The 20,523-nt window shown below is 41.1% G+C and carries 19 protein-coding genes and 1 other annotated feature (1 of these 20 cut by a window edge); of the genes, 16 read left to right on the top strand and 3 right to left on the bottom strand.

Annotated elements, in window-relative coordinates:
* Positions 1–73 precede the first annotated feature (73 nt).
* The 7 genes from G6R08_RS02100 (at position 74) to yajC (ending at position 5,182) form a co-directional block, all read left to right on the top strand.
* Complete coding sequence (locus tag G6R08_RS02100) at positions 74–631, top strand: BofC C-terminal domain-containing protein (protein WP_163526464.1); 558 nt, start codon at positions 74–76, stop codon at positions 629–631.
* Positions 632–860: 229 nt separating this feature from the next.
* Positions 861–1,478 (top strand): Holliday junction branch migration protein RuvA, encoded by a 618-nt coding sequence (gene ruvA / locus G6R08_RS02095; protein WP_163526463.1) that lies wholly within the window; start codon positions 861–863, stop codon positions 1,476–1,478.
* An 18-nt stretch (positions 1,479–1,496) separates the two neighbouring features.
* The gene (ruvB, locus tag G6R08_RS02090) at positions 1,497–2,498 is read left to right on the top strand and encodes a Holliday junction branch migration DNA helicase RuvB (protein WP_163526462.1); all 1,002 of its coding nucleotides are present in this window, start codon (positions 1,497–1,499) and stop codon (positions 2,496–2,498) included.
* Entirely contained in the window at positions 2,495–2,695 is a 201-nt protein-coding gene (locus G6R08_RS02085; protein WP_163526461.1) for a DUF2905 domain-containing protein, read from the top strand. The genes ruvB and G6R08_RS02085 overlap by 4 nt, the downstream gene beginning before the upstream one ends.
* A 20-nt stretch (positions 2,696–2,715) precedes the next feature.
* Positions 2,716–3,741 carry a tRNA preQ1(34) S-adenosylmethionine ribosyltransferase-isomerase QueA gene (queA, locus tag G6R08_RS02080; protein ID WP_163526460.1) on the top strand — a complete coding sequence of 342 codons (1,026 nt, stop codon included), beginning with the start codon at positions 2,716–2,718 and terminating at the stop codon, positions 3,739–3,741.
* Positions 3,742–3,766: 25 nt separating this feature from the next.
* Positions 3,767–4,903 carry a tRNA guanosine(34) transglycosylase Tgt gene (gene tgt, locus G6R08_RS02075; RefSeq protein WP_163526459.1) on the top strand — a complete coding sequence of 379 codons (1,137 nt, stop codon included), beginning with the start codon at positions 3,767–3,769 and terminating at the stop codon, positions 4,901–4,903.
* 15 nt (positions 4,904–4,918) lie between these two features.
* Positions 4,919–5,182, top strand: coding sequence for a preprotein translocase subunit YajC (yajC, locus tag G6R08_RS02070; protein WP_079530388.1), 264 nt, complete (start codon positions 4,919–4,921; stop codon positions 5,180–5,182).
* Positions 5,183–5,276: 94 nt separating this feature from the next.
* On the opposite strand, the gene G6R08_RS02065 is transcribed toward yajC, so the two are convergent.
* Positions 5,277–5,663 carry a TIGR04086 family membrane protein gene (locus G6R08_RS02065; protein WP_079530387.1) on the bottom strand — a complete coding sequence of 129 codons (387 nt, stop codon included), beginning with the start codon at positions 5,661–5,663 and terminating at the stop codon, positions 5,277–5,279.
* Positions 5,664–5,790: 127 nt separating this feature from the next.
* Here G6R08_RS02065 and G6R08_RS02060 point away from each other — a divergent pair, with 127 nt between their 5' ends.
* Together G6R08_RS02060 and G6R08_RS02055 are read left to right on the top strand one after the other, a co-directional pair.
* Positions 5,791–7,080 carry an ArsB/NhaD family transporter gene (locus tag G6R08_RS02060; RefSeq protein ID WP_163526458.1) on the top strand — a complete coding sequence of 430 codons (1,290 nt, stop codon included), beginning with the start codon at positions 5,791–5,793 and terminating at the stop codon, positions 7,078–7,080.
* A gap of 59 nt (positions 7,081–7,139) precedes the next feature.
* Positions 7,140–7,790: a DUF421 domain-containing protein gene (locus tag G6R08_RS02055; RefSeq protein WP_163526457.1), complete on the top strand. Its 651-nt coding sequence runs from the start codon at positions 7,140–7,142 to the stop codon at positions 7,788–7,790.
* A 28-nt stretch (positions 7,791–7,818) separates the two neighbouring features.
* Here G6R08_RS02055 and spoVB read toward each other — a convergent pair whose 3' ends face one another.
* Positions 7,819–9,375, bottom strand: coding sequence for a stage V sporulation protein B (spoVB, locus tag G6R08_RS02050; RefSeq protein WP_163526456.1), 1,557 nt, complete (start codon positions 9,373–9,375; stop codon positions 7,819–7,821).
* A 117-nt stretch (positions 9,376–9,492) separates the two neighbouring features.
* Here spoVB and G6R08_RS02045 point away from each other — a divergent pair, with 117 nt between their 5' ends.
* The 7 genes from G6R08_RS02045 to dtd all read left to right on the top strand — a co-directional run bounded on the left by G6R08_RS02045 (position 9,493) and on the right by dtd (position 18,532).
* Positions 9,493–9,789 carry a post-transcriptional regulator gene (locus G6R08_RS02045; RefSeq protein WP_163526455.1) on the top strand — a complete coding sequence of 99 codons (297 nt, stop codon included), beginning with the start codon at positions 9,493–9,495 and terminating at the stop codon, positions 9,787–9,789.
* Positions 9,790–9,946: 157 nt separating this feature from the next.
* The gene (gene secDF / locus G6R08_RS02040) at positions 9,947–12,223 is read left to right on the top strand and encodes a protein translocase subunit SecDF (protein ID WP_163526454.1); all 2,277 of its coding nucleotides are present in this window, start codon (positions 9,947–9,949) and stop codon (positions 12,221–12,223) included.
* A gap of 143 nt (positions 12,224–12,366) precedes the next feature.
* Complete coding sequence (locus G6R08_RS02035; protein WP_163526453.1) at positions 12,367–12,711, top strand: LapA family protein; 345 nt, start codon at positions 12,367–12,369, stop codon at positions 12,709–12,711.
* A gap of 57 nt (positions 12,712–12,768) precedes the next feature.
* The gene (gene recJ / locus G6R08_RS02030; RefSeq protein ID WP_163526452.1) at positions 12,769–15,096 is read left to right on the top strand and encodes a single-stranded-DNA-specific exonuclease RecJ; all 2,328 of its coding nucleotides are present in this window, start codon (positions 12,769–12,771) and stop codon (positions 15,094–15,096) included.
* Positions 15,086–15,598, top strand: a complete 513-nt coding sequence (locus G6R08_RS02025; protein ID WP_163526451.1) for an adenine phosphoribosyltransferase — start codon at positions 15,086–15,088, stop codon at positions 15,596–15,598. Before recJ ends, G6R08_RS02025 begins: the two co-directional genes overlap by 11 nt.
* Before the next feature lie 260 nt (positions 15,599–15,858).
* On the top strand, positions 15,859–18,063 hold the full coding sequence (locus tag G6R08_RS02020) for a RelA/SpoT family protein (protein ID WP_163526450.1): 2,205 nt from the start codon (positions 15,859–15,861) through the stop codon (positions 18,061–18,063).
* Positions 18,064–18,085: 22 nt separating this feature from the next.
* Complete coding sequence (dtd, locus tag G6R08_RS02015; RefSeq protein ID WP_163526449.1) at positions 18,086–18,532, top strand: D-aminoacyl-tRNA deacylase; 447 nt, start codon at positions 18,086–18,088, stop codon at positions 18,530–18,532.
* A 103-nt stretch (positions 18,533–18,635) separates the two neighbouring features.
* On the opposite strand, the gene G6R08_RS02010 is transcribed toward dtd, so the two are convergent.
* Positions 18,636–20,141 carry an N-acetylmuramoyl-L-alanine amidase family protein gene (locus G6R08_RS02010; RefSeq protein ID WP_163526448.1) on the bottom strand — a complete coding sequence of 502 codons (1,506 nt, stop codon included), beginning with the start codon at positions 20,139–20,141 and terminating at the stop codon, positions 18,636–18,638.
* 202 nt (positions 20,142–20,343) lie between these two features.
* Positions 20,344–20,523, top strand: a binding site (T-box leader) (it continues 46 nt past the right edge of the window).

Here is a 20,523-nt window from a genome sequence, read left to right as displayed (position 1 = left end):
ATCCTCCTAATAATAGCTTTTGTTTCTGTACATACTAGAAACAGAAGCTATTTTATTTGTGAGGAGGATCAAAATGTTCCGATGGATTTATGGAGTTATGCTTATTCTTTCGTTTACTATATGGCAGCTTTCTGGGACCGATGAGACGTTATCAGGGGAGGACGTGCCTAAACAAAGATCGGTAGAGAGAAAAGCAGAAATGGTATCTTCTACACCTAGTCACAAAGAGCCGGTCACCTTTCATGTTATTACTAAAAAGCACTATATAGACGGGGTTACAGAGATTACTGAGGAACAAGAGGTCATTTGGTCAATGGAAGACTTCTGGGCCAAGTACAGCGACTGGACGATTGAAGAACATGAACTGGAGAATATGGTTTTTTCTAAACAGGTTAATGAAATTTCTCCGATTACAGAACAACAGGGCTACTTTGGCGTGACAGAGGATGGAGAATTGGCAGTCTTTCAAGGAACACCTAATGAAGGAAATGTAATGGAGTCATTTAATCCTATTCCACTTAAGCCCCTTGAGGCAAAAAGTAAACTAATATTGACGGATGGAATCAAAATAACCAGTTCTGAGCATTTTCAGCAAGTCATCAGTCAATATACTGAGGCCGAGGATATGTAACGCAATTGATAGATCTACTAAATTTCCGGCAGTGTTGCCGAATAGAACTATTCATGGCCATGCTATAGACGAAAGGATGTTCAGAAGAGGTTTTCTGAACATCCTTTTTTCGTTAAAAATTATTGTCATTTCCCACTTTGCTTTCCGGTTTTTCTTTTATACGAACGTGTGCTTGTGTGTTACAATGAACAGAGTGACAATAATTTAGGTTCAGAAGGGAAATAGATGAATGATTGCTTATGTAAAAGGCCTCCTGACAACAGTAGAGGACGATTCAATTACGGTTGAAACTCAAGGGATTGGGTATGAAATTCTTTGCGCTAATCCCCTTCATTTTCAAAGCGAAAAGCACAGGGAAGTTAAAATCCATACTTTTCATTATATAAGAGAAGATCAGCAATTACTGTTTGGCTTTAAGAAGAAAGAAGACAAGCTTTTATTTGCTAAGCTTCTGAATGTTTCTGGAATCGGTCCAAAGGGTGCACTCGCCATATTGGGATCCGTAAGTGTACCAGAATTTGTCTCGGCTATCGAACAAGAAGATGAGAAATACTTAACCCGTTTTCCTGGGGTAGGCAAGAAGACAGCCCGACAGATGATTTTAGATTTGAAAGGTAAACTGATTGTCTGGCTTCCAGAAGAAGAAAATGAAGACTCGCTTTTCTATCAGGAAGATCCTACTGTGAAGGATAAACGAGTACATATAGAAGAAGCGCTTGAAGCTTTGAAGGCACTGGGTTATTCTGATCGCGAGCTTAAAACGGTTCACAGTGAACTGCTCAAGTCAAAACAGGGACAGGTTGATGATCTGGTTAGAAAAGGACTTCAGATGCTCATGAAATCATAGAGGGAAGGAGGTAAATCTATGGAAGAACGCATGATATCAGGAGAATTACAAGGAGAAGAACGGCAAATTGAGCTAAGCCTCCGTCCAGAAAGCCTCAATCAATATATTGGCCAAGAGAAAACAAAGGAGAACCTGCGTATTTTTATCGAAGCTGCAAAAATGCGTCATGAACCGCTTGATCACGTTCTACTGTATGGTCCTCCTGGTCTTGGTAAAACAACACTTGCTTCAATTATTGCAAATGAAATGGAAGGTCAATTTCGCTCCACATCTGGTCCAGCTATTGAACGTGCTGGTGATTTAGCAGCCATTTTATCCTCATTAGAAGCAGGGGATATTTTATTTATTGATGAAATTCATCGGCTGCCCCGTTCTGTAGAAGAAATTCTTTATCCCGCTATGGAGGACTTCTGTCTAGATATCGTTGTCGGGAGTGGTCCTAGCGCCAGGTCCGTTCGGCTGGACCTTCCGCCATTTACCCTTGTTGGTGCTACGACGCGAGCAGGATTATTGTCTGCTCCGTTGCGTGACCGGTTTGGCGTGCATAGCCGCCTTGATTTTTATGACCCAGGTGCGTTATGTGACATCGTGGAACGGACAGCAGATATCTTTTACGTAGAGATCGCAAGAGATGCTGCTGTCGAAGTTGCGCGCAGATCCCGGGGGACGCCGCGAATTGCAAACCGCTTATTGAAGCGGGTACGTGATATTGCTCAAGTAAAAGGGGAAGATATGATCAATGAGGAAACGACTAAGACTGCGTTGAAAATGCTGCAAGTCGACGGAGAGGGACTTGACCATATTGACCATAAATTATTAACGGCTATTATGGACAGCTTCAAAGGGGGACCTGTAGGATTAGATACGATCGCGGCTACGATTGGGGAAGAATCTCAAACGATTGAAGATGTCTACGAACCATTTTTATTACAGATGGGCTTTATTCAGCGGACACCAAGAGGCAGAATGGTGACGCCGAAAGCATACATCCATTTTAATAGAGAGGTGCCAGAAGCTTGACTGGGTTTGGAAAAATCTTTATTGTAATAGGGATTGTATTTATAGTTATCGGAATTATTTGGAGTCTGATTGGTAAACTGCCAGGTGATATTAGTTTTAAAAAAGGCAATGTTACTTTCTATTTTCCAATTATGACTTCAATTATAGTCAGTATAGTGTTATCACTCATTTTTTATATTATCGGCAAAATTCGTTAAGTTTAGAATAGGGGATTGACATGGACGTTAAGCAATATGATTTTGATTTACCGGAAGAACTCATAGCGCAAGTACCACTATTAGATCGATCAGCTTCTAGGTTAATGGTTCTGAACCGGGACAAACATGAAATTGGCCATCATCATTTTTCAGATATTAAACAGTTTTTGCAGCCTGGAGATTGTCTTGTGTTGAATGATACCCGGGTGCTGCCGGCTCGTCTTTATGGCTCGAAAGAGGATACGGGCGGTAAAGTTGAGGTTTTACTCTTACACCAGGATCATGAAGATGAATGGGAGGTTCTAGTTAAGCCTGCCAAAAAGGTTAAACTGGGAACGAAGATAGTTTTTGGCGAAGGGAAACTTGTAGCAGAGTGTATTGGCCTGCAAGAACATGGAGGGAGAAAAGTACGATTCAGTTATGAAGGGATATTCCTGGAAGTACTTGAATCGTTAGGGGAGATGCCCCTTCCTCCATATATCAAGGAACAGCTTCCAGACCAAGAGCGTTATCAAACCGTGTACGCGAGGGAAGAAGGATCAGCAGCTGCCCCGACAGCGGGGTTGCATTTTACAAAAGAGCTGCTTGAAGAAATTGAACAGAGCGGTGTTGAGATTGCCTACTTAACGCTGCACGTAGGGTTAGGGACGTTTCGTCCTGTCAGCGTTGAAAATGTTGAAGAACATGAAATGCACGCCGAATTTTATCAACTCAGTCATGAAACCGCCGAACAGCTTCAACGTGTAAAGCAGAAAGGCGGAAGGATAATCTCGGTGGGGACGACTTCAACCCGCACGTTGGAAACCATTATGCGTGACCATGAAAGTTTTAAAGAGGCAAGCGGCTGGACGAATATTTTTATTTATCCACCTTATCAGTTAAAAGCCGTCGATGGTCTGATCACAAACTTTCACTTACCGCAATCTACACTTATTATGCTCGTCAGTGCCTTAGCAGGAAGAGACTTTATTTTAGAAGCCTATCATAAAGCGGTGGAAGAAAAATATCGGTTCTTTAGCTTTGGCGATGCCATGCTCATTTTATAAGTCGAGGAAAGAAAGGAACGAAATCATGGCAATCAGATATGAATTACTTAAAACATGTAAACAAACAGGGGCAAGACTCGGTCGTGTCCACACACCGCATGGTTCGTTTGAAACGCCTATGTTTATGCCAGTAGGAACACTTGCTACGGTGAAAACGATGAGTCCTGAGGAACTGGAGAGAATGGGGGCATCGATCATTCTCTCTAATACGTATCATCTATGGCTTCGACCTGGAGAAGATATCGTTGAGGAAGCAGGCGGGCTGCATCATTTTATGAATTGGAATGGTTCCATCCTTACAGATTCTGGCGGCTTTCAAGTCTTTAGTTTAAGTGACTTGCGCCAAATAGAAGAAGAAGGGGTTCATTTCCGAAATCATATTAACGGTGAGAAATTATTCTTATCTCCTGAAAAAGCGATGCACATTCAAAACTCTCTTGGGGCCGATATTATGATGGCTTTTGACGAATGTCCGCCCTATCCTGCTGAGCACGATTATATGAAAAAGTCAGTAGAGCGTACAAGCCGATGGGCAGAACGTTGTTTAGAAGGTCATCAAAAACCTGACACCCAGGGCTTGTTTGGTATTGTACAAGGAGGGGAATATGAAGACTTGCGTCAACAAAGTGCAAAAGATCTTACCTCCCTTGATTTTCCCGGTTATGCTATAGGTGGTTTATCTGTTGGTGAACCAAAGGATGTTATGAACCAGGTGCTCGATTTCACCACACCGCTCCTACCTGATCATAAACCGCGTTACCTTATGGGGGTGGGCTCTCCAGATTCTCTTATTGATGGCTCTATCAGGGGTATTGATATGTTTGACTGTGTACTTCCTACAAGAATTGCAAGGAATGGCACCTGTATGACTTCCCAGGGACGACTTGTTGTAAGAAACGCGAAATTTGCCCGCGATTTTCGTCCAATTGATGAACAATGTGATTGCCATACATGCAGGAATTATAGCCGTGCCTATATCCGTCATCTCGTGAAAGCAAATGAAACGTTTGGCTTTAGGCTTACTACTTATCATAACCTGTATTTTTTGTTAAAATTAATGAGGCAAGTTCGTGAGGCCATTAGAGAAGATCGACTCGGTGACTTTAGAGAAGAATTCTTTGAACAGTATGGTTTCAACAAACCAAATGCAAAGAACTTTTAGAAAGGGGGAATATGAATGGATACATTAGTTGGGTTATTGCCGATTATTTTGATGTTTGTTATATTTTATTTCCTGTTAATCCGTCCACAACAGAAGAAACAAAAGAAAGTGCAGCAAATGCAGACGGAACTTCAAAAAGGAGATAGAATCATTACCATTGGAGGTCTACATGGGACAATCCATGCATTGGACGAAGCTACATTAATTATTAGCTCCCAGGATGGTACACAAATGAAGTTTGACCGTTCCTCTGTACGTGAAAAGCTTAATCAAGATTAATGGAAAAATCCCGCAATCAGCGGGATTTTTTTATAATCGTTCAAATAAATTAGTACTCATTTTACTAAACTGACTTTAGCTGGATGATGTTCAGCTATTTTTTTTCGGTAGTTCTTCTTGGCATATTGACCCCGATCATTCCTCCTAATAATGCAGCAATAACAAGGCCTCCAAAATAGCTCAACTGGGTGAGAGAAACCCACGAATTCTCAAATATTAATTGAAATCCAATCATAGCTAATGCGAAAATCAGCCCTGTTAAAATACCAGACAACCATCCTTTTTGTTCTGCTTTATAGGCGGCAATAAGCCCGCCAAAAGCCAGGATGGTTAAGCCGGCTACTAACGAAATTTGATTGAGGGTATCGATATCAATAGTTGTAAAACGCAGGAGAATAGCGAGAACAGCAGCAACCACTACCATCAATAACAGGATTGAACCTATGCCGTAGCCGAGAACACCTTGCAGGAGTTTCTTCAAGAACATCATCCCCTTTTTTTAGCTTGTCTTCTAAACTATATGCATAAATCCCCTATAGATAGAAGTAGATATTTTACCGACCTTTTGAATAGGTATAAGAAAAGTACCGTTTAAAAGGAGTATGTGTATGACAACAATACTTGCTTTATTGATCTTTGTGATTAGTTATTGCTTAATTATGACGGAGAAATGGAATAGGGCACTTATAGCTTTAGCTGGAGGAGTGCTGCTTCTTATTACTCAAGTATTGGATTGGGAAGAGGCGCTAGGCTTTATTGACTGGGAAACCGTCGCTCTCCTGTTCTCCATGATGGTACTTGTATCGATTACAAAAAAGACCGGAATTTTCACATTTGCCGCTATAAAACTGGCCCAGGCAGTTCAAGGTAAGCCCGTTCCACTACTTGTTGTTACGGCAATGTTTACAGCCATTGGTTCGGCCTTTTTAGATAATGTGACGACAGTAATGTTGTTTGTGCCGGTGCTGTTAACCTTAATCGAACGTTTACACCTGCCTGCATTTCCTTATCTGTTGACAACGATTCTTTCTGCCAATATAGGAGGAACGGCCACGCTGATTGGCGACCCGCCCAATATTATGATCGGACAGGCGGTGGAGCATTTTAGTTTCCTCTCTTTCCTTTATCATCTTGGCCCTGTCGTCATTATTATTTTTGTAGTGGTGTTAGGACTAGTTCTGTTTCTTTTTAAAAAACAACTTGCTTATAACCAGCGCCTTGCTAATCAATTACTTGATATGGATGCTCGAGAGCATGTAGTCGTGGATAAATTGCTGTTTCATTCAATCCTTGTGATGATCCTGACAATCACAGGATTTATGCTTCATCCTTTTATTCATATGGACATTACGACCATTGCTGTAAGTGGTGCACTTCTTTTATTATTTTTATCAGACAAGCAGCTTGCAGCGGAACGCGTTTTCCAAGAAGTTGAATGGGTTACCCTGTTTTTCTTTATCGGCTTATTTGTATTAGTGGGTGGGCTAGAAAAAGTGGGAATCATAGATGAAATTGCCCGGGGTATGATGGTCGTTTCCGGTGGTGATATGCCCATAACGTCTCTTATGATGCTTTGGGCTTCTGGCTTGTTGTCGGGTCTCGTCGATAATATCCCTTTTGTGGCAGCCATGATCCCTGTTGTTCAAGAACTTCAAGGGTACGGAATGATGAATGTTGATCCAGTGTGGTGGTCTCTTGCTTTAGGGGCCTGCTTAGGAGGTAACGCTACCCTCATAGGAGCTTCAGCGAATGTGGTAGTGGCTGGGATCGCAGCGAGTCATAAACATCCAATTTCTTTCGTGAAATTTGCGCTTTATGGCATTCCTGTGATGCTGCTCTCGCTCGTGATTTGTACGATTTATGTGGTGTTACGATATTTGGTTCCTTTTTTATCATAAATATGCTTATTTTAGGTCATGTTATAAGGAGCAGGTGATATTGAAGGGTTGATGGTGGTATGTTTCTGAGCGCGATGATTATTCGGACCATATTTACGTACGTTATCATTCTGGTTGTCTTTCGTTTGATGGGGAAGCGCGAAATTGGCGAATTAAGTGTTATGGATCTAGTTGTCTTTATCATGCTTGCAGAAATTGCAGTCTCTCTAATTGAAAAGCCAGAAGCCTCTGTAATGCAAGCATTAGTTCCCATGCTGATTCTTTTACTAATTCAGTGGGGAAGCGCCTTTTTCTCCTTGAAAAGCCAGCGTTTTAGAATGTGGTTTGATGGTAAGCCATCTATGCTAATAAAGCATGGAAGAATTGATGAGAGGGAAATGAGGAAGCAGCGGTACAATTTCTCGGATTTACTCCTGCAGCTCCGTGAACAAGGAATACAACAAATTGACAGGGTGGCGTATGCCATTCTTGAACCTTCTGGTAAGTTATCAGTTTTTGAGAGAGAAAAAGATGGAAGTTCGGGGTATGCCGTCATCCTGATTGCAGATGGTAAAGTCCAGTATAGTGGCTTAAAACAAACTAGAAAAAATAAAGCATGGTTAATGAATGAAGTGAAGAAACGAGGATACACATCGTTTGAAGACATTTCGTTATGTTCGATTAATGAAGAAGGTGTGATATGGATTGATGAGAAAGACGAATATACTTAAAAAGTAACCCGCAAATCGCTTATGCGGGTTACTTTTGTTTAAATATTTTCCCCCAGGGGATAAGTTTCCATTCACTTACATAAAGCATTCTGCAGACAAATAAAAGAATGATATAAACAATGGTTAAAACGATTCCCATCGCCACGAGCTGCGTTAAAGGCTGACTTGCGGCCAGCCACTGTGCCTTGAGCTGGTAACCAATCCAGCCTGTCGCAACGATCACAGTAGAGAACCGAAGCACCAACAAAGGCGGGAGTTTAAAGCCAGCATGTCGAATTAAGACTGATAAATGCAGTATTGTAACAACTACTACACCCACCACCATGGCAATGGCTACACCGTGAATACCAAATTCAGGTTTTGATGCTAAGCCCACGAGTACTACGAATTTTATCAATGCACCAATCAGGGTGTTCCACATGGCGGACTTTGCCAGATCCAGAGCTTGCAAGCTTGCTTGCAATGGTGTTTGAATGTAATGAAGTAAAAAGAACGGTGCCATAAACTGAAGCAGGAATGCTGCATTGCTTGTACCATAGATCGTCATTAAAATAATCGATGGGAATATCATGAAAATAATAGTGACGAGCCCACCGGAAGCAAGAGAGAGACGAATCGATTGTAAAATCCGATATTGTATAGTATTCCCTTTACTCATAGCAGATGCTTCACTAATGGAAGGAACTAATGCAGCAGAAAGGGCATGAGTTAAAAATGTCGGCAGGAAGAGTAATGGCAAAATATATCCCGTAAGCTCTCCGTATTGTTTGGTTGATTCAATGGCTGTTAACCCTGCAAAAGCAAGACTTTGAGCGACTAGGATAGGTTCGAAGAAGTGTGTGATGGAACCGATGAAGCGGCTTCCTGTAGTAGGTAAAGCAATCGTCATGAGCTGATTTAGTGTGTTTTTCCCTTCTTGGACATGCTTTTTCCACGTTTTTCTTAATTTAAATCTTTTATGGATATTAAATTGTCTCGTCATATAAATCAATGAAACAAATTCACCTAATATGACGGCAATCATTGCTCCGGCTGCCGCAAACTCAATTCCATATGGGTAGAAAAGTTTTGTTAAAATAAAAACAGCTGAAATTCGGACGACTTGTTCAATGACTTGTGAAATAGCTTGTGGTTTCATGTTTTGTCGTCCCTGAAAGTAGCCTCTTAATACAGATGAAATCGCAACAATCGGAAGAATTGGAGTAATAGCGAGCAATGGAGCTAATGCTCTTTCATCGGTTAAAAAGTAGTTAGCTACAAGCGGTGAGAGCATGAATAGACCGACTGTGAATACCACGCTCAATGTTCCAGTTATTGTAAGAGACACCGCTAAAATACGTTTAATCTGACGTTCGTTTCCAACAGCTTCCGCTTCAGAAACCCTTTTAGCTATGGCCACTGGGAGACCAAATTGTGTGATCGTATAGGCTAAAAATAATGTAGGAAGAGCCATCATGTAAAGCCCAACGCCTTCTTCTCCCATTACACGGGCGAGAACGATACGATTGATAAAGCCGAGCAAACGAGTGACAAGTCCTGCAACAACTAGAATCAGTGCTCCGTGTAGAAAGGTTTGTTTAGACATAATAGATCCGCCTTCTCAAAGAATTGAAATTCAGCTACAATAAAGTATATGCGATAAGATGGACAAGGCATGACAATAGATTTTGTCTAGATAACTTATAGGTGGTGGTATCTAAAAATGGAAGAGACAAAACATGTTAGTGAATGGAAGGATGAAGTAAAGCCAGTTTTAATTAGTAAAAAGGAAGAATTTATAAGTATGGGTTACGCTGAAGCAAGTACAGAAGATATATGGAAATGCTTAGAGAAAAAAATATGGAAGAAGAATGTCGAGAAAAGGTTATATGAAGTGGTACAGGACATCTTTCATTTAAGTACCAACAAATATGTCAGCTATCTTACAGTAGAAGCTTATCAGGAAGATGACTTGGCGGCGTCTATCCAAGCACTGTCTAATGACAGTAACTCAGATTGACATCTTTTGGCTAAGTATTATAATGGGTCTATTGTTGTATGCTGTTGAATGATGGTAATAACGGAGTGTGAGAGGCTTATAGAAGGATAAAAATGGCATCTTGATGCCTTTTCTATTACATAAGCTAGAAGCGTGAAATGAAGGGGGCAAAAGCGTTATGGTCAAACGGGGTCGAATTGTTGCCTTTTTTCTAGTAGTGATCTTAGTAGCTGCTACAATTGGCACAACCATAACTGGTGTGACAAAAGATATTAATTTAGGGTTGGATCTGCAAGGCGGCTTTGAAATTCTTTACGATGTTGAGCCATTGAATGAAGGTCAGGAAATTAATCGAACAGCCCTGGAAGCAACCGTTGAGTCATTAACTCGACGTGTGAACACATTAGGAATTAGTGAAGCGAACATTTCTATCGAAGATGAATCAAAAATCCGTGTTCAATTAGCTGGAGTTGAGAATCAAGAAGAAGCAAGGAAGCTTTTATCCACTACGGCTGAATTATCGTTCAGAGGTGTAGAAGGAAAAGAGTATATGGATGGCTCGGACATAGTAGAAGGAAGTGCTCAGCAGACATATGACCAGATGAATAATCCAGCTGTCTCCTTAGAAGTGAAGAGTGCATCTCAATTCTATGAAGTATCCAAAGAGATTGTTAATAAGGATCAAGATCCAAGCACGCCTTATCGTGATGATTTATTGGTTATATGGCTGGATTATGATGAAGATACTTCTTTTGCAGAAGAATATGGAACTGAGAATCCAGCATATTTATCTGCACCAGCTTTCTCAGATGGGCCGGTAAGAAGTGATACGGTTCAAATAACCGGTGACTTTACAGTAGAGTCGGCCAAGCAGCTGGCGGATCTGATTAATGCAGGTTCCCTTCCTGTCGAACTGGAGGAAACATACTCTACATCTGTAGGAGCACAATTTGGTGAACAGGCGATGAACAAAACAGTCATAGCCGGTTTGATTGGAATCGCGTTAATTTTCATTTATATGATCGTTTACTATCGATTCCCTGGTGTCATTTCTGTTGTTACGCTTTCTGCCTATATTTATTTAGTACTTCTCGTATTTGAACTGTTGCAAGGGATTCTTACATTGCCAGGAATTGCCGCGATTATTTTAGGTGTAGGTATGGCGGTTGATGCCAATATTATTACCTACGAGCGGATTAAGGAAGAACTGAAGGCCGGCAAGTCTGTGAAGTCTGCATTTAAAGCCGGTAATAAACGATCACTGACGACCATCTTAGATGCGAACATTACAACCTTAATCGCAGCAGCTGTTCTTTTTACTTTTGGTACAAGTTCTGTCAAAGGGTTCGCCACCATGCTGATTATCAGCATTTTGGTCAGTTTCATTACATCCGTTTATGCCAGTCGCCTGTTCTTGGGTCTATGGGTAAATAGCCGGTTCCTAAACAAACGTCCACGGTGGTTCGGAGTTAAGCCGGATGAAATTCATTCTCTCAAGGATGGCGAAGAGCCTGAACCAACGTTCCTTAACCGTAAATTTAATTTAGTTGGGGCACGTAAACGTTTCTTTTCCTTATCTATCTTATTAATCGTAGTAGGGGGAATCGTGTTAGGTGTATTCGGGCTGAATCTGGGTATTGACTTTACAAGTGGTTCACGCGTTTCAATTCTAGCCAACGAAAAGATTGAAGCGGAACAGGTCGAAGAAACCTTTAAAAGCGAATTTGGATTAGATCCGAAACAAGTTGTCATTTCTGGTGACCAAAGCCGAATCGCTGTAGCACGTTTCGAAACAGAATTAAGTAAGACAAAGGTAGCTGAAGTACAAGATTATTTTAAAGAAGAGTATGGAAGCACGCCTAATATTAGTACTGTTTCATCTATTGTCGGTGAGCAATTGGCTCAAAATGCAGCTCTATCCATCTTGTATGCCGCAATAGGAATCATTATCTATGTGGCGATAAGGTTTGAGTTATTCTTTGCTGTGACGGCTATTTTAGCCCTGCTGCACGATGCCTTTTTCATGATTGTGTTATTTAGTGTCACTCAATTAGAATTTGATGTGACCATTATCGCAGCCATTTTGACGATTGTGGGGTATTCGATAAATGATACGATTGTGACATTTGACCGGATCCGGGAAAATGTCAGATTGAAAAAGAAAGTCAAATCATTTAAAGAACTGGCTAAAATCGTAAACGATAGTTTACTTCAGACGATGGCTCGAAGTCTTAATACGGTTCTTACTGTAGTCTTTGCAGCGGTTATGTTGTTTGTGTTCGGTGCTTCTTCGATTACGAACTTTGCATTTGCTCTTGTAGTCGGATTAATTGCCGGTACGTATTCATCTCTTTTCATCGCAGCCCAGCTATGGCTAGTATGGCGCGGTAAGAATATCAAAGAAAAACCAATTGAATTTAGTAAGAAGAAAAATACGGGTGGTCCCCAAGTATAATTCGAACCAAAAAAGCGATTGTCCTTTCATAAGGCAGTCGTTTTTTCTTCCCTTATGATGAGTATTGATTGGATTATTTCTTAGCTGATCAGGGTATAAAGGAATATGAAATGATGGATAGATAGGGTGAAGGAGGGGGAAAAATGAAAGGTCAGACTTATATCATTCTTGCGCTTATATTTGCTTTAGTAATTGCTGTGTTCGCTGTTATTAATGTAGACCCTGTCCAAGTTAATTACTTGTTTGGGACAGGAGAAGCACCATTGATTTTAGTCATTATCATCTCTGTTCTAATGGGGGTGCTTGTCACAGCATTAGCAGGGGCGGTCCGATTGTTTAAGCTACAGCGTGAAAACCGTTCACTCAAGCATCAGCTTAAGAATTCTACAAATGTTGAGATGCAGACCGAAGAATCTGATCAATCACACACAGATGCAAGTCTTGATAAGGAAGTTCAGTCTGAGGATTCAAATTCGAACGAAAAATAAGTGTAGTTTGCTCCCCCTGATTCCCTCTTGTATAATAGATGGGTCAGGGGTGAATTCATGTTACAAAGTAAAATGAAATGGAAGTTTACATATAATGACGAACAACACTCTTCCGATACAGCTTCTATCAAGGGCATGTCAGAAATGACGAGACGTCTCCTTGAAAAAAGAAACTTGACTGAACCAGAAGCTATCGACCGTTTTCTTCATCCGTCTTTGGATGATCTTCATGATCCTTTTTTGATGGAGGATATGGAACGAGCCATCGAAAGAGTCCAGACAGCGATTAGAAATGGTGAGCCAATTCTCGTGTTTGGGGATTACGATGCTGATGGAGTAAGCTCGACAACTGTTATGATGGAAGCATTGACTGAGGCTGGAGCGGATTGCGATTTCTACATCCCGAACCGTTTTACAGAAGGATATGGTCCGAACGAAGCGGCTTTTAGACAAGCTGCGGAAAATGGCTTTTCACTAATCATAACGGTGGATACAGGGATCGCAGCTATCCCAGAAGCCGATATAGCCAAAGAGCTTGGCATAGACTTGATTATTACGGATCACCATGAAGTACAAGAGGTGCTGCCAGAAGCTTTTGCGATCATTCATCCTAAAACTTCTGAAAGCTATCCATTTAATGAACTTGCTGGTGTTGGAGTAGCTTTCAAGTTTGCTACCGCATTGTTAGGCAGGTTACCAGATCATTTGTTAGATATGGTGGCAATCGGAACGGTAGCTGATCTCGTTCCCTTGCAAGATGAAAATCGTGTGCTTGTTACATACGGTTTAAAAGCAATTGCCCGATCGAACAGGTTGGGGATTAGAGCATTAATAAAGGTAGCAGGTATAGAGGGTGAAGTGGATGAAGAAACGATTGGATTTACCATTGGTCCACGCGTAAACGCTGTTGGACGCTTGCAGGATGCAAATCCCGCTGTGGAATTGTTTTTAACAGAGGATCCAGAGGAAGCAGACCGTTTAGCTGTATTTATTAATCAACTTAATCAGGAACGTCAAAAAATTGTCGCTGATACAGCAAAGGAAGCAGAACGAATGCTCGCGAGCGGGGAGCAGGAGCTTAGTGAAGTGATCGTTGTTGCTAAGGAAGGCTGGAATCCGGGAGTTCTAGGGATTGTCGCTTCAAAGCTTGTTCGGACATTTGAACGACCGGCCATTGTATTGGCGATTGACCCAGAAACACAACAAGCAAAAGGTTCAGCGCGCAGCATTGAAGCCTTTGACCTTTTTGCGAATTGTATGGAAGTAAGGGAGACGTTTCTTCATTTTGGCGGCCACGCTCAGGCTGCCGGGATGACGCTTAATGTGGAGAAAATTGATGAGCTAAGGCAACAGTTAAGTCACTTAGCACAACAGAAACTTGCGGCAGATGATTACCAGCAGGTTCTTGATATCGAAATGTCTATTGAAATAGGGGACGTTTCCTTGCAGCAGATTGAGGAAGTCAATAAACTCCGGCCATTTGGCATGGGGAATCCGAAGCCCTTATTTCACTTAAAGCACTCCCCGAAAGAACTTAGACTAATCGGAAGTCGTAAAAACCACCTTAAAGTGCTCTTCCAAGAGGAAGCTGCGAAGTTAGACGGGATTGCATTTGGTATGGGGGATATGTATCCGCACATCTCTCCCCACGCCGAGCTAGAAGTAGTCGGCGAATTAGGAATAAATGAATGGAATGGAAAGAAGAATCCTCAAATTATGGTGAAAGATTTACAGGTCCAGGCGTGGCAGCTGTTTGACTTGAGAGGTTCAAAGCATCTTGACAAACAGATCACTTTTTCTGAGCAGGATACGTATGCCGCTGTAAGTTTTCGGCGATCTTCGACCACCTCTATTCCATTTCAACTTCCCGTCTATACCCCGTCAGATCTGTCTGACCTTTCGGAGGTTGATAGTCTATTGCTTATTGATTTACCTGAAAAGCTCACCGATCTATCTGATTTGATACGGGAAGTTAAGCCGGGTAAAGTGTACGCTTGTTATCAAGTTGAAGACAGTGCTTTTTTAAAAACATGGCCTAGCCGCAACCATTTTAAATGGTTTTATGGTATGCTAGTAAAGCGTGAATCGTTCCATTTGAAACAAGATCGCGACAAATTAGCTGCCCGAAAAGGTTGGGACCGTTCCATGATTGATTTTATTTCTCAGGTGTTTTCTGAGCTGGGTTTTGTTAAAATGGAAGATGAATTTTTAACGATTAATTCATCCCCTTCACATAGAGAGTTAACGGAGTCTATTCTTTATCAGGAAAGAAAAAATCAATTATATGTAGAACAATCCTTATATTATTCGAATTATAAAGAGTTGAAGAGTTGGTTTGATGAGCAGAGAAACAGCCTCAGGGAGGAAGTAGTAAATGGATTATAAAGAACACATTGCAATTGTACAAGACTGGCCAAAAGAAGGAATTACATTTAAAGATATAACGCCACTTATGGATAATGGGAAAGTTTTTAAATCTGCAGTTGACGAAATTGTAGATTACTCAAAAGATAAAGAAATTGATTTAGTAGTCGGGCCGGAAGCTCGCGGTTTTATCGTAGGTTGCCCAGTGTCCTATGCTCTGGAGGTCGGTTTTGCTCCAGTTAGAAAAGAAGGGAAGCTTCCGAGGGAAACCATTAAAGTGGACTATGGTCTTGAATACGGTAAGGATGTACTTACCATTCATAAAGATGCGATTAAACCGGGTCAAAGAGTTCTGATTGTTGACGATTTATTAGCAACAGGAGGAACGATTGAAGCGACAATTGCATTAGTAGAACAACTCGGAGGAGTAGTAGCAGGCTGTGCCTTTCTCGTTGAACTGACTTACTTAGACGGACGCGAAAAGCTTGACGGGTATGATGTACTTACATTAATGCAATATTAAATGAACGAGAGTGTCCTTTTTCAGGGCGCTCTTTGTTTTACACGTGAAGGATTTGACCTCAGTATGCATCACTGAGGGAGTTCGGTTAATGGTTGTGCTGAGTTGCTGCCCCTAACCGAGCTTCTTAATCTCTGGACGTGTGATGATCAAGTAAATCACGTTTATTAGACGTTTTTCCTTTACAATTGACAAGCTTTTTTTGATAATGGTAAGCAAACCACAAATTTTGTGAAGAAGCATACAGAAATCAGGGTGATGATATGGCTAAAGACAACATACTTACAGCTGAAGAAGTAATAGAGCAGGCAGGACGCTATATGAATAAAGATGACCTTGCATTTATTCGCAAGGCTTTTGAGTTTGCTAATGAGGCTCACAGTGAGCAATTCCGAAAGTCTGGAGAGCCGTACATTATCCACCCGATTCAAGTTGCTGGTATTCTGGTTAACCTTGAGATGGATCCTGAAACGATTGCAGGCGGTTTTCTTCACGATGTGGTAGAAGATACGGAGATTAAATTAGAAGAAATTGAGGAAACATTTAATACTGAAGTTTCCATGCTAGTTGATGGTGTAACAAAATTAGGAAAAATTAAATATAAATCAAAAGAAGCACAGCAAGCTGAGAACCATCGTAAAATGTTTGTGGCAATGGCTAAAGATATGCGGGTGATTTTAATAAAACTGGCTGATCGCTTGCATAACATGCGAACATTAAAGCATCTTCCTCCTGAGAAACAGCGGAGAATTTCAAATGAAACTTTAGAAATTTTCGCACCGTTGGCTCACCGGCTTGGGATTTCCACTATTAAGTGGGAACTGGAAGATACCGCGTTACGCTATTTAAATCCACAACAGTATTATAGAATTGTTCATTTAATGAAGCAGAAGCGTAACGAAAGAGAGTCCTATATAGATGAAGTTATTGATGAAATTCGTGAGCAGTTGAAAGATGTAAATATTGAAGCAGATTTGAATGGTCGTCCCAAACATTTATATAGTATTTATCGTAAGATGGTCTTGCAAAACAAACAGTTTAATGAAATTTATGATTTACTGGCTGTCAGAATACAAGTTGACAGTATAAAAGACTGTTATGCCGTGTTAGGTATTATCCATACATGCTGGAAACCAATGCCTGGACGATTTAAAGACTATATTGCCATGCCTAAGCCCAACTTATATCAATCGTTGCATACTACCGTTATCGGTCCAAAAGGTGACCCTCTGGAAGTCCAGATTCGAACTCACGATATGCATGAGATTGCCGAATACGGAATCGCTGCTCATTGGGCATACAAAGAAGGTAAACAGACGCCAGCGGTTCAATCTTTCGAAGAAAAACTTACCTGGTTCCGAGAAATTTTAGATTGGCAAAATGAAACCCACGATGCAGAAGAATTTATGGAATCCTTAAAAGTTGATCTATTTTCTGATATGGTCTATGTTTTCACACCAAAAGGGGATGTAATTGAACTGCCGTCAGGGTCTGTACCGATTGATTTCGCCTATCGAATTCATACAGAAGTAGGAAACCAGACCATTGGGGCAAAGGTGAATGGGAAAATGGAGCCGCTTGATTATCAATTGAAGACGGGCGACATCGTTGAAATGATGACATCCAAGCACTCATACGGACCTTCCAAGGACTGGATTAAGCTTACCCAAACATCTCAAGCTAAAAATAAAATTAAACAGTTTTTCAAACGGCAGCGAAAAGAGGAAAACGTCACAAAAGGCCGCGAAATGGTGGAACGGGAAATTCGGAATTTTGATATTCAGCCGAAAGAAGTTTTCACGGTGGATAACCTTAATCGTGTGGCTGAAAAGTTTAATTTTACTAATGAAGAAGATATGTTTGCGGCTGTCGGCTATCAGGGGATTACAGCTGCCCAAATTGCAACACGGTTAACTGAGAAAATCAGGAAACAAAAGCAAAAAGAGCAGAATTTGGAGGAGACCTTGGCTGATGTCACTACCACCGAAATTAAGAGTTCCTCAAAAAAGGGCAAAAGAGACTCAGGCGTTCGAGTAGAGGGAGTGGATAACCTTCTTGTTCGTTTGTCCAAATGCTGCAACCCTGTACCTGGCGACGAAATCGTGGGTTATATAACGAAGGGCAGAGGGGTATCCGTTCACCGGGCGGATTGTCCAAATGTCCATACAGAGGAAGCTAGAGCAAGATTACTTCCTGTTCACTGGGAAAAAGGGCCACAGGATACGAAACAATATCATGTTGATTTGGAAATATGGGGCTACGACCGCCGCGGGTTGTTAAATGAGGTACTGCAGGCAGTCAATGAAACGAAGACGAACATTACGGCTGTATCTGGAAAGTCGGATCGTAATAAAATGGCAACGATCCATATTACCATTCTAATCCAAAATACAGAGCACTTACGTAAAATTGTAGAGCGGATCAAACAAATTCACGACGTGTATACAGTTCGTCGTGTCATGCAATAAGTGTAAAGGGAGAAGATGTAGCATGAGAGCTGTGATACAAAGAGCAGTAAATGCCTCCGTTGAAGTTGAACAACAGCAAACGGGAGCGATCCATGAAGGCCTTGTTGTCTTATTGGGGGTTACACATGAAGATACGGAAGAGGATGCTCGCTATTTGGCGAATAAAATTCCCCACTTGAGAATTTTTGAAGATGAGGATGGAAAAATGAATCACTCTTTACATGATGTTAAAGGTGGGTTGCTTTCCATTTCTCAGTTCACTCTATATGGGGATACTCGTAAAGGGAGACGTCCTAATTTTATGGAAGCAGCGAAACCTGATATAGCCAATCAATTATACGAACGCTTCAACGAAATGGTGAAAGATGAAGGGATAAAGGTTGAAACTGGTGCATTTGGGGCTATGATGAATGTGCAGTTAACGAATACAGGACCGGTAACCCTTATACTAGATAGTAAGAATAAATAGAGGCTAGGACGCAAGTAATCCGAACTGAATTCAGTTCGGATTACTTTATGCTTCATTCAGGTTTTGTCCCAGCCGTCTTGTTTGCCGTATATGAGAAAAGACTCTAGGATGACTTGTTAAAGTAGTTTTCGAGACCACTTTTAATTCCTTGACTTACTTTTTTCTGATAATTTGCGCTGCTGACAGTTTGTTCTTCTTTGGAGTTAGATAGGAAGCCTAGTTCAAGCAGAACCGCTGGTTTATTATTATTCCTTAGGACATGAAAGTCCCCATGCCTGATGCCGCGATCCCTTAATTCAGTTGTACGTCTCATGCCAGATTGAATGTTGCTCGCAAGTGATTTTGCGTTGCTATGATAATAGTACGTGCTAATTCCGGTGGCGCTGGCTGATTGGGGATAACTATTATAGTGAACACTTATGAAAAGATCCGCTTGCGAAGCATTTGAAATAATGGTTCTCGCTGATAGCGATACATAGGAATCATTGGAGCGAGTCATGATGACTTGAGCTCCATTTTGTTCTAGTGTACGTTTCAGTTGTTGAGCTGTTTGTAAGGTCAGTGTTTTTTCATAGCTTCCACTTATGCCAATGGCTCCAGGATCAAATCCACCATGGCCCGCATCGATCACAATTGTTTTACCGTCCAACCCTCCGGAGCCATGTTTGGTTGGTTGGGAAGGAGCAGGAGCATCAGCATCAGAAGAAGAGGTTTCTTCTTTTACAATCCATCCAGCTACATAGGCTTCTTTCCCTTGGTATTGGATTTTATACCACTGGTTTTCCTTACCCAATACGTTGAATTGCTCTCCTTTATGGCCGCTTGCTAGTACTGTTGTGTTCGAAGATGGACCTGTTCTAATATTGGTTCCATTAAATTGAAGGGTTATCTTTGTAACATCTGAGCTAGATGCGGTGCTGTCTCCAGCATCATCATTTGTTACGAGCCACCCTGCAACCCAGCCAGTTTTACTATCGTCCAGTTTAATTTGATACCAGCCATTACTTTCTGCAATATAGGGGAATGTTTTCCCTTTGCTCACTTGAGCGACGATAGAGCTGTTTGTAGACCTTTGGCTTCTTACGTTTAAAATTGCTGCTGTAACGGTTATTTCACCGAGGGATGATGTAGTTTTGGTCTGGTTCTCAGTTGGGCTTTTCTGAGTATATGTACTTAAATAGTCACTATGAACCCATCCGGAAGCGTTATCACTCTTAATTAACACCCATTCACCTTGTTGGTCCTGCTTTGTTGCCTGTTCATTTTTCATCAGGTATCCACGTACTTTACTGTTTACTCCAGGTTCAGATCGGACGCGTAAATGGTCTACTTTTGAAGTTACGGATTGATCCTGCTTCATTTTAACTAAATACCCAGCGACCCAGCCTTTTTTATCATTTCCCTGGATTTGAACCCAATCACTTTTTTGATCAACAACATGATAAGTTTCTTGATTGTGTGCTTTCCCAATAATGGAATGTGACAGACTTGGGCCAGATCTAATATTCAGATGGTCTACCTGTATTACGGCTTTGTTAGCGTGAACTAAATTTGGGGTTAACCAGATCAAACTGATCATAATAAATATAAATGATAGCCATTGCTTCATATTTTTGTATCCACCTCCATACTTTGCTGATTTTACACGTATTCAAGAAAAGTTTACCATAACCTGCATGATTTTCATAAAAATTTCGAGCTATGGAAAAGTGTATAGCTGGTTGAAATGGCTGTCTAATTTTTCTAGACTAATTAACTTGACAGAGGAATACATAAAACTATATGATAGTAATCAATTCTAAATGAATCGAATACAACCATTGAGGAAAAGAGTAATCTAATTCTATGTAGACAGAGAAGAAATGTCATCCGGCTGAAAACATTTCTCTATTATGGTTAGATGAAAGACATTTCTTAGGTTTCACATCGAACAATAGTAGGTGTGGACGTATATACAGGCGTTAACTGTTTATCGAGTGGGGGTGTATTTC

The sequence above is a fragment of the Halobacillus ihumii genome, from assembly GCF_902726645.1.
In the GTDB taxonomy this organism is placed as follows: Bacteria; Bacillota; Bacilli; order Bacillales; family Halobacillaceae; genus Halobacillus_A; species Halobacillus_A ihumii.
This window is presented reverse-complemented; position numbering and strand designations above follow the sequence as displayed.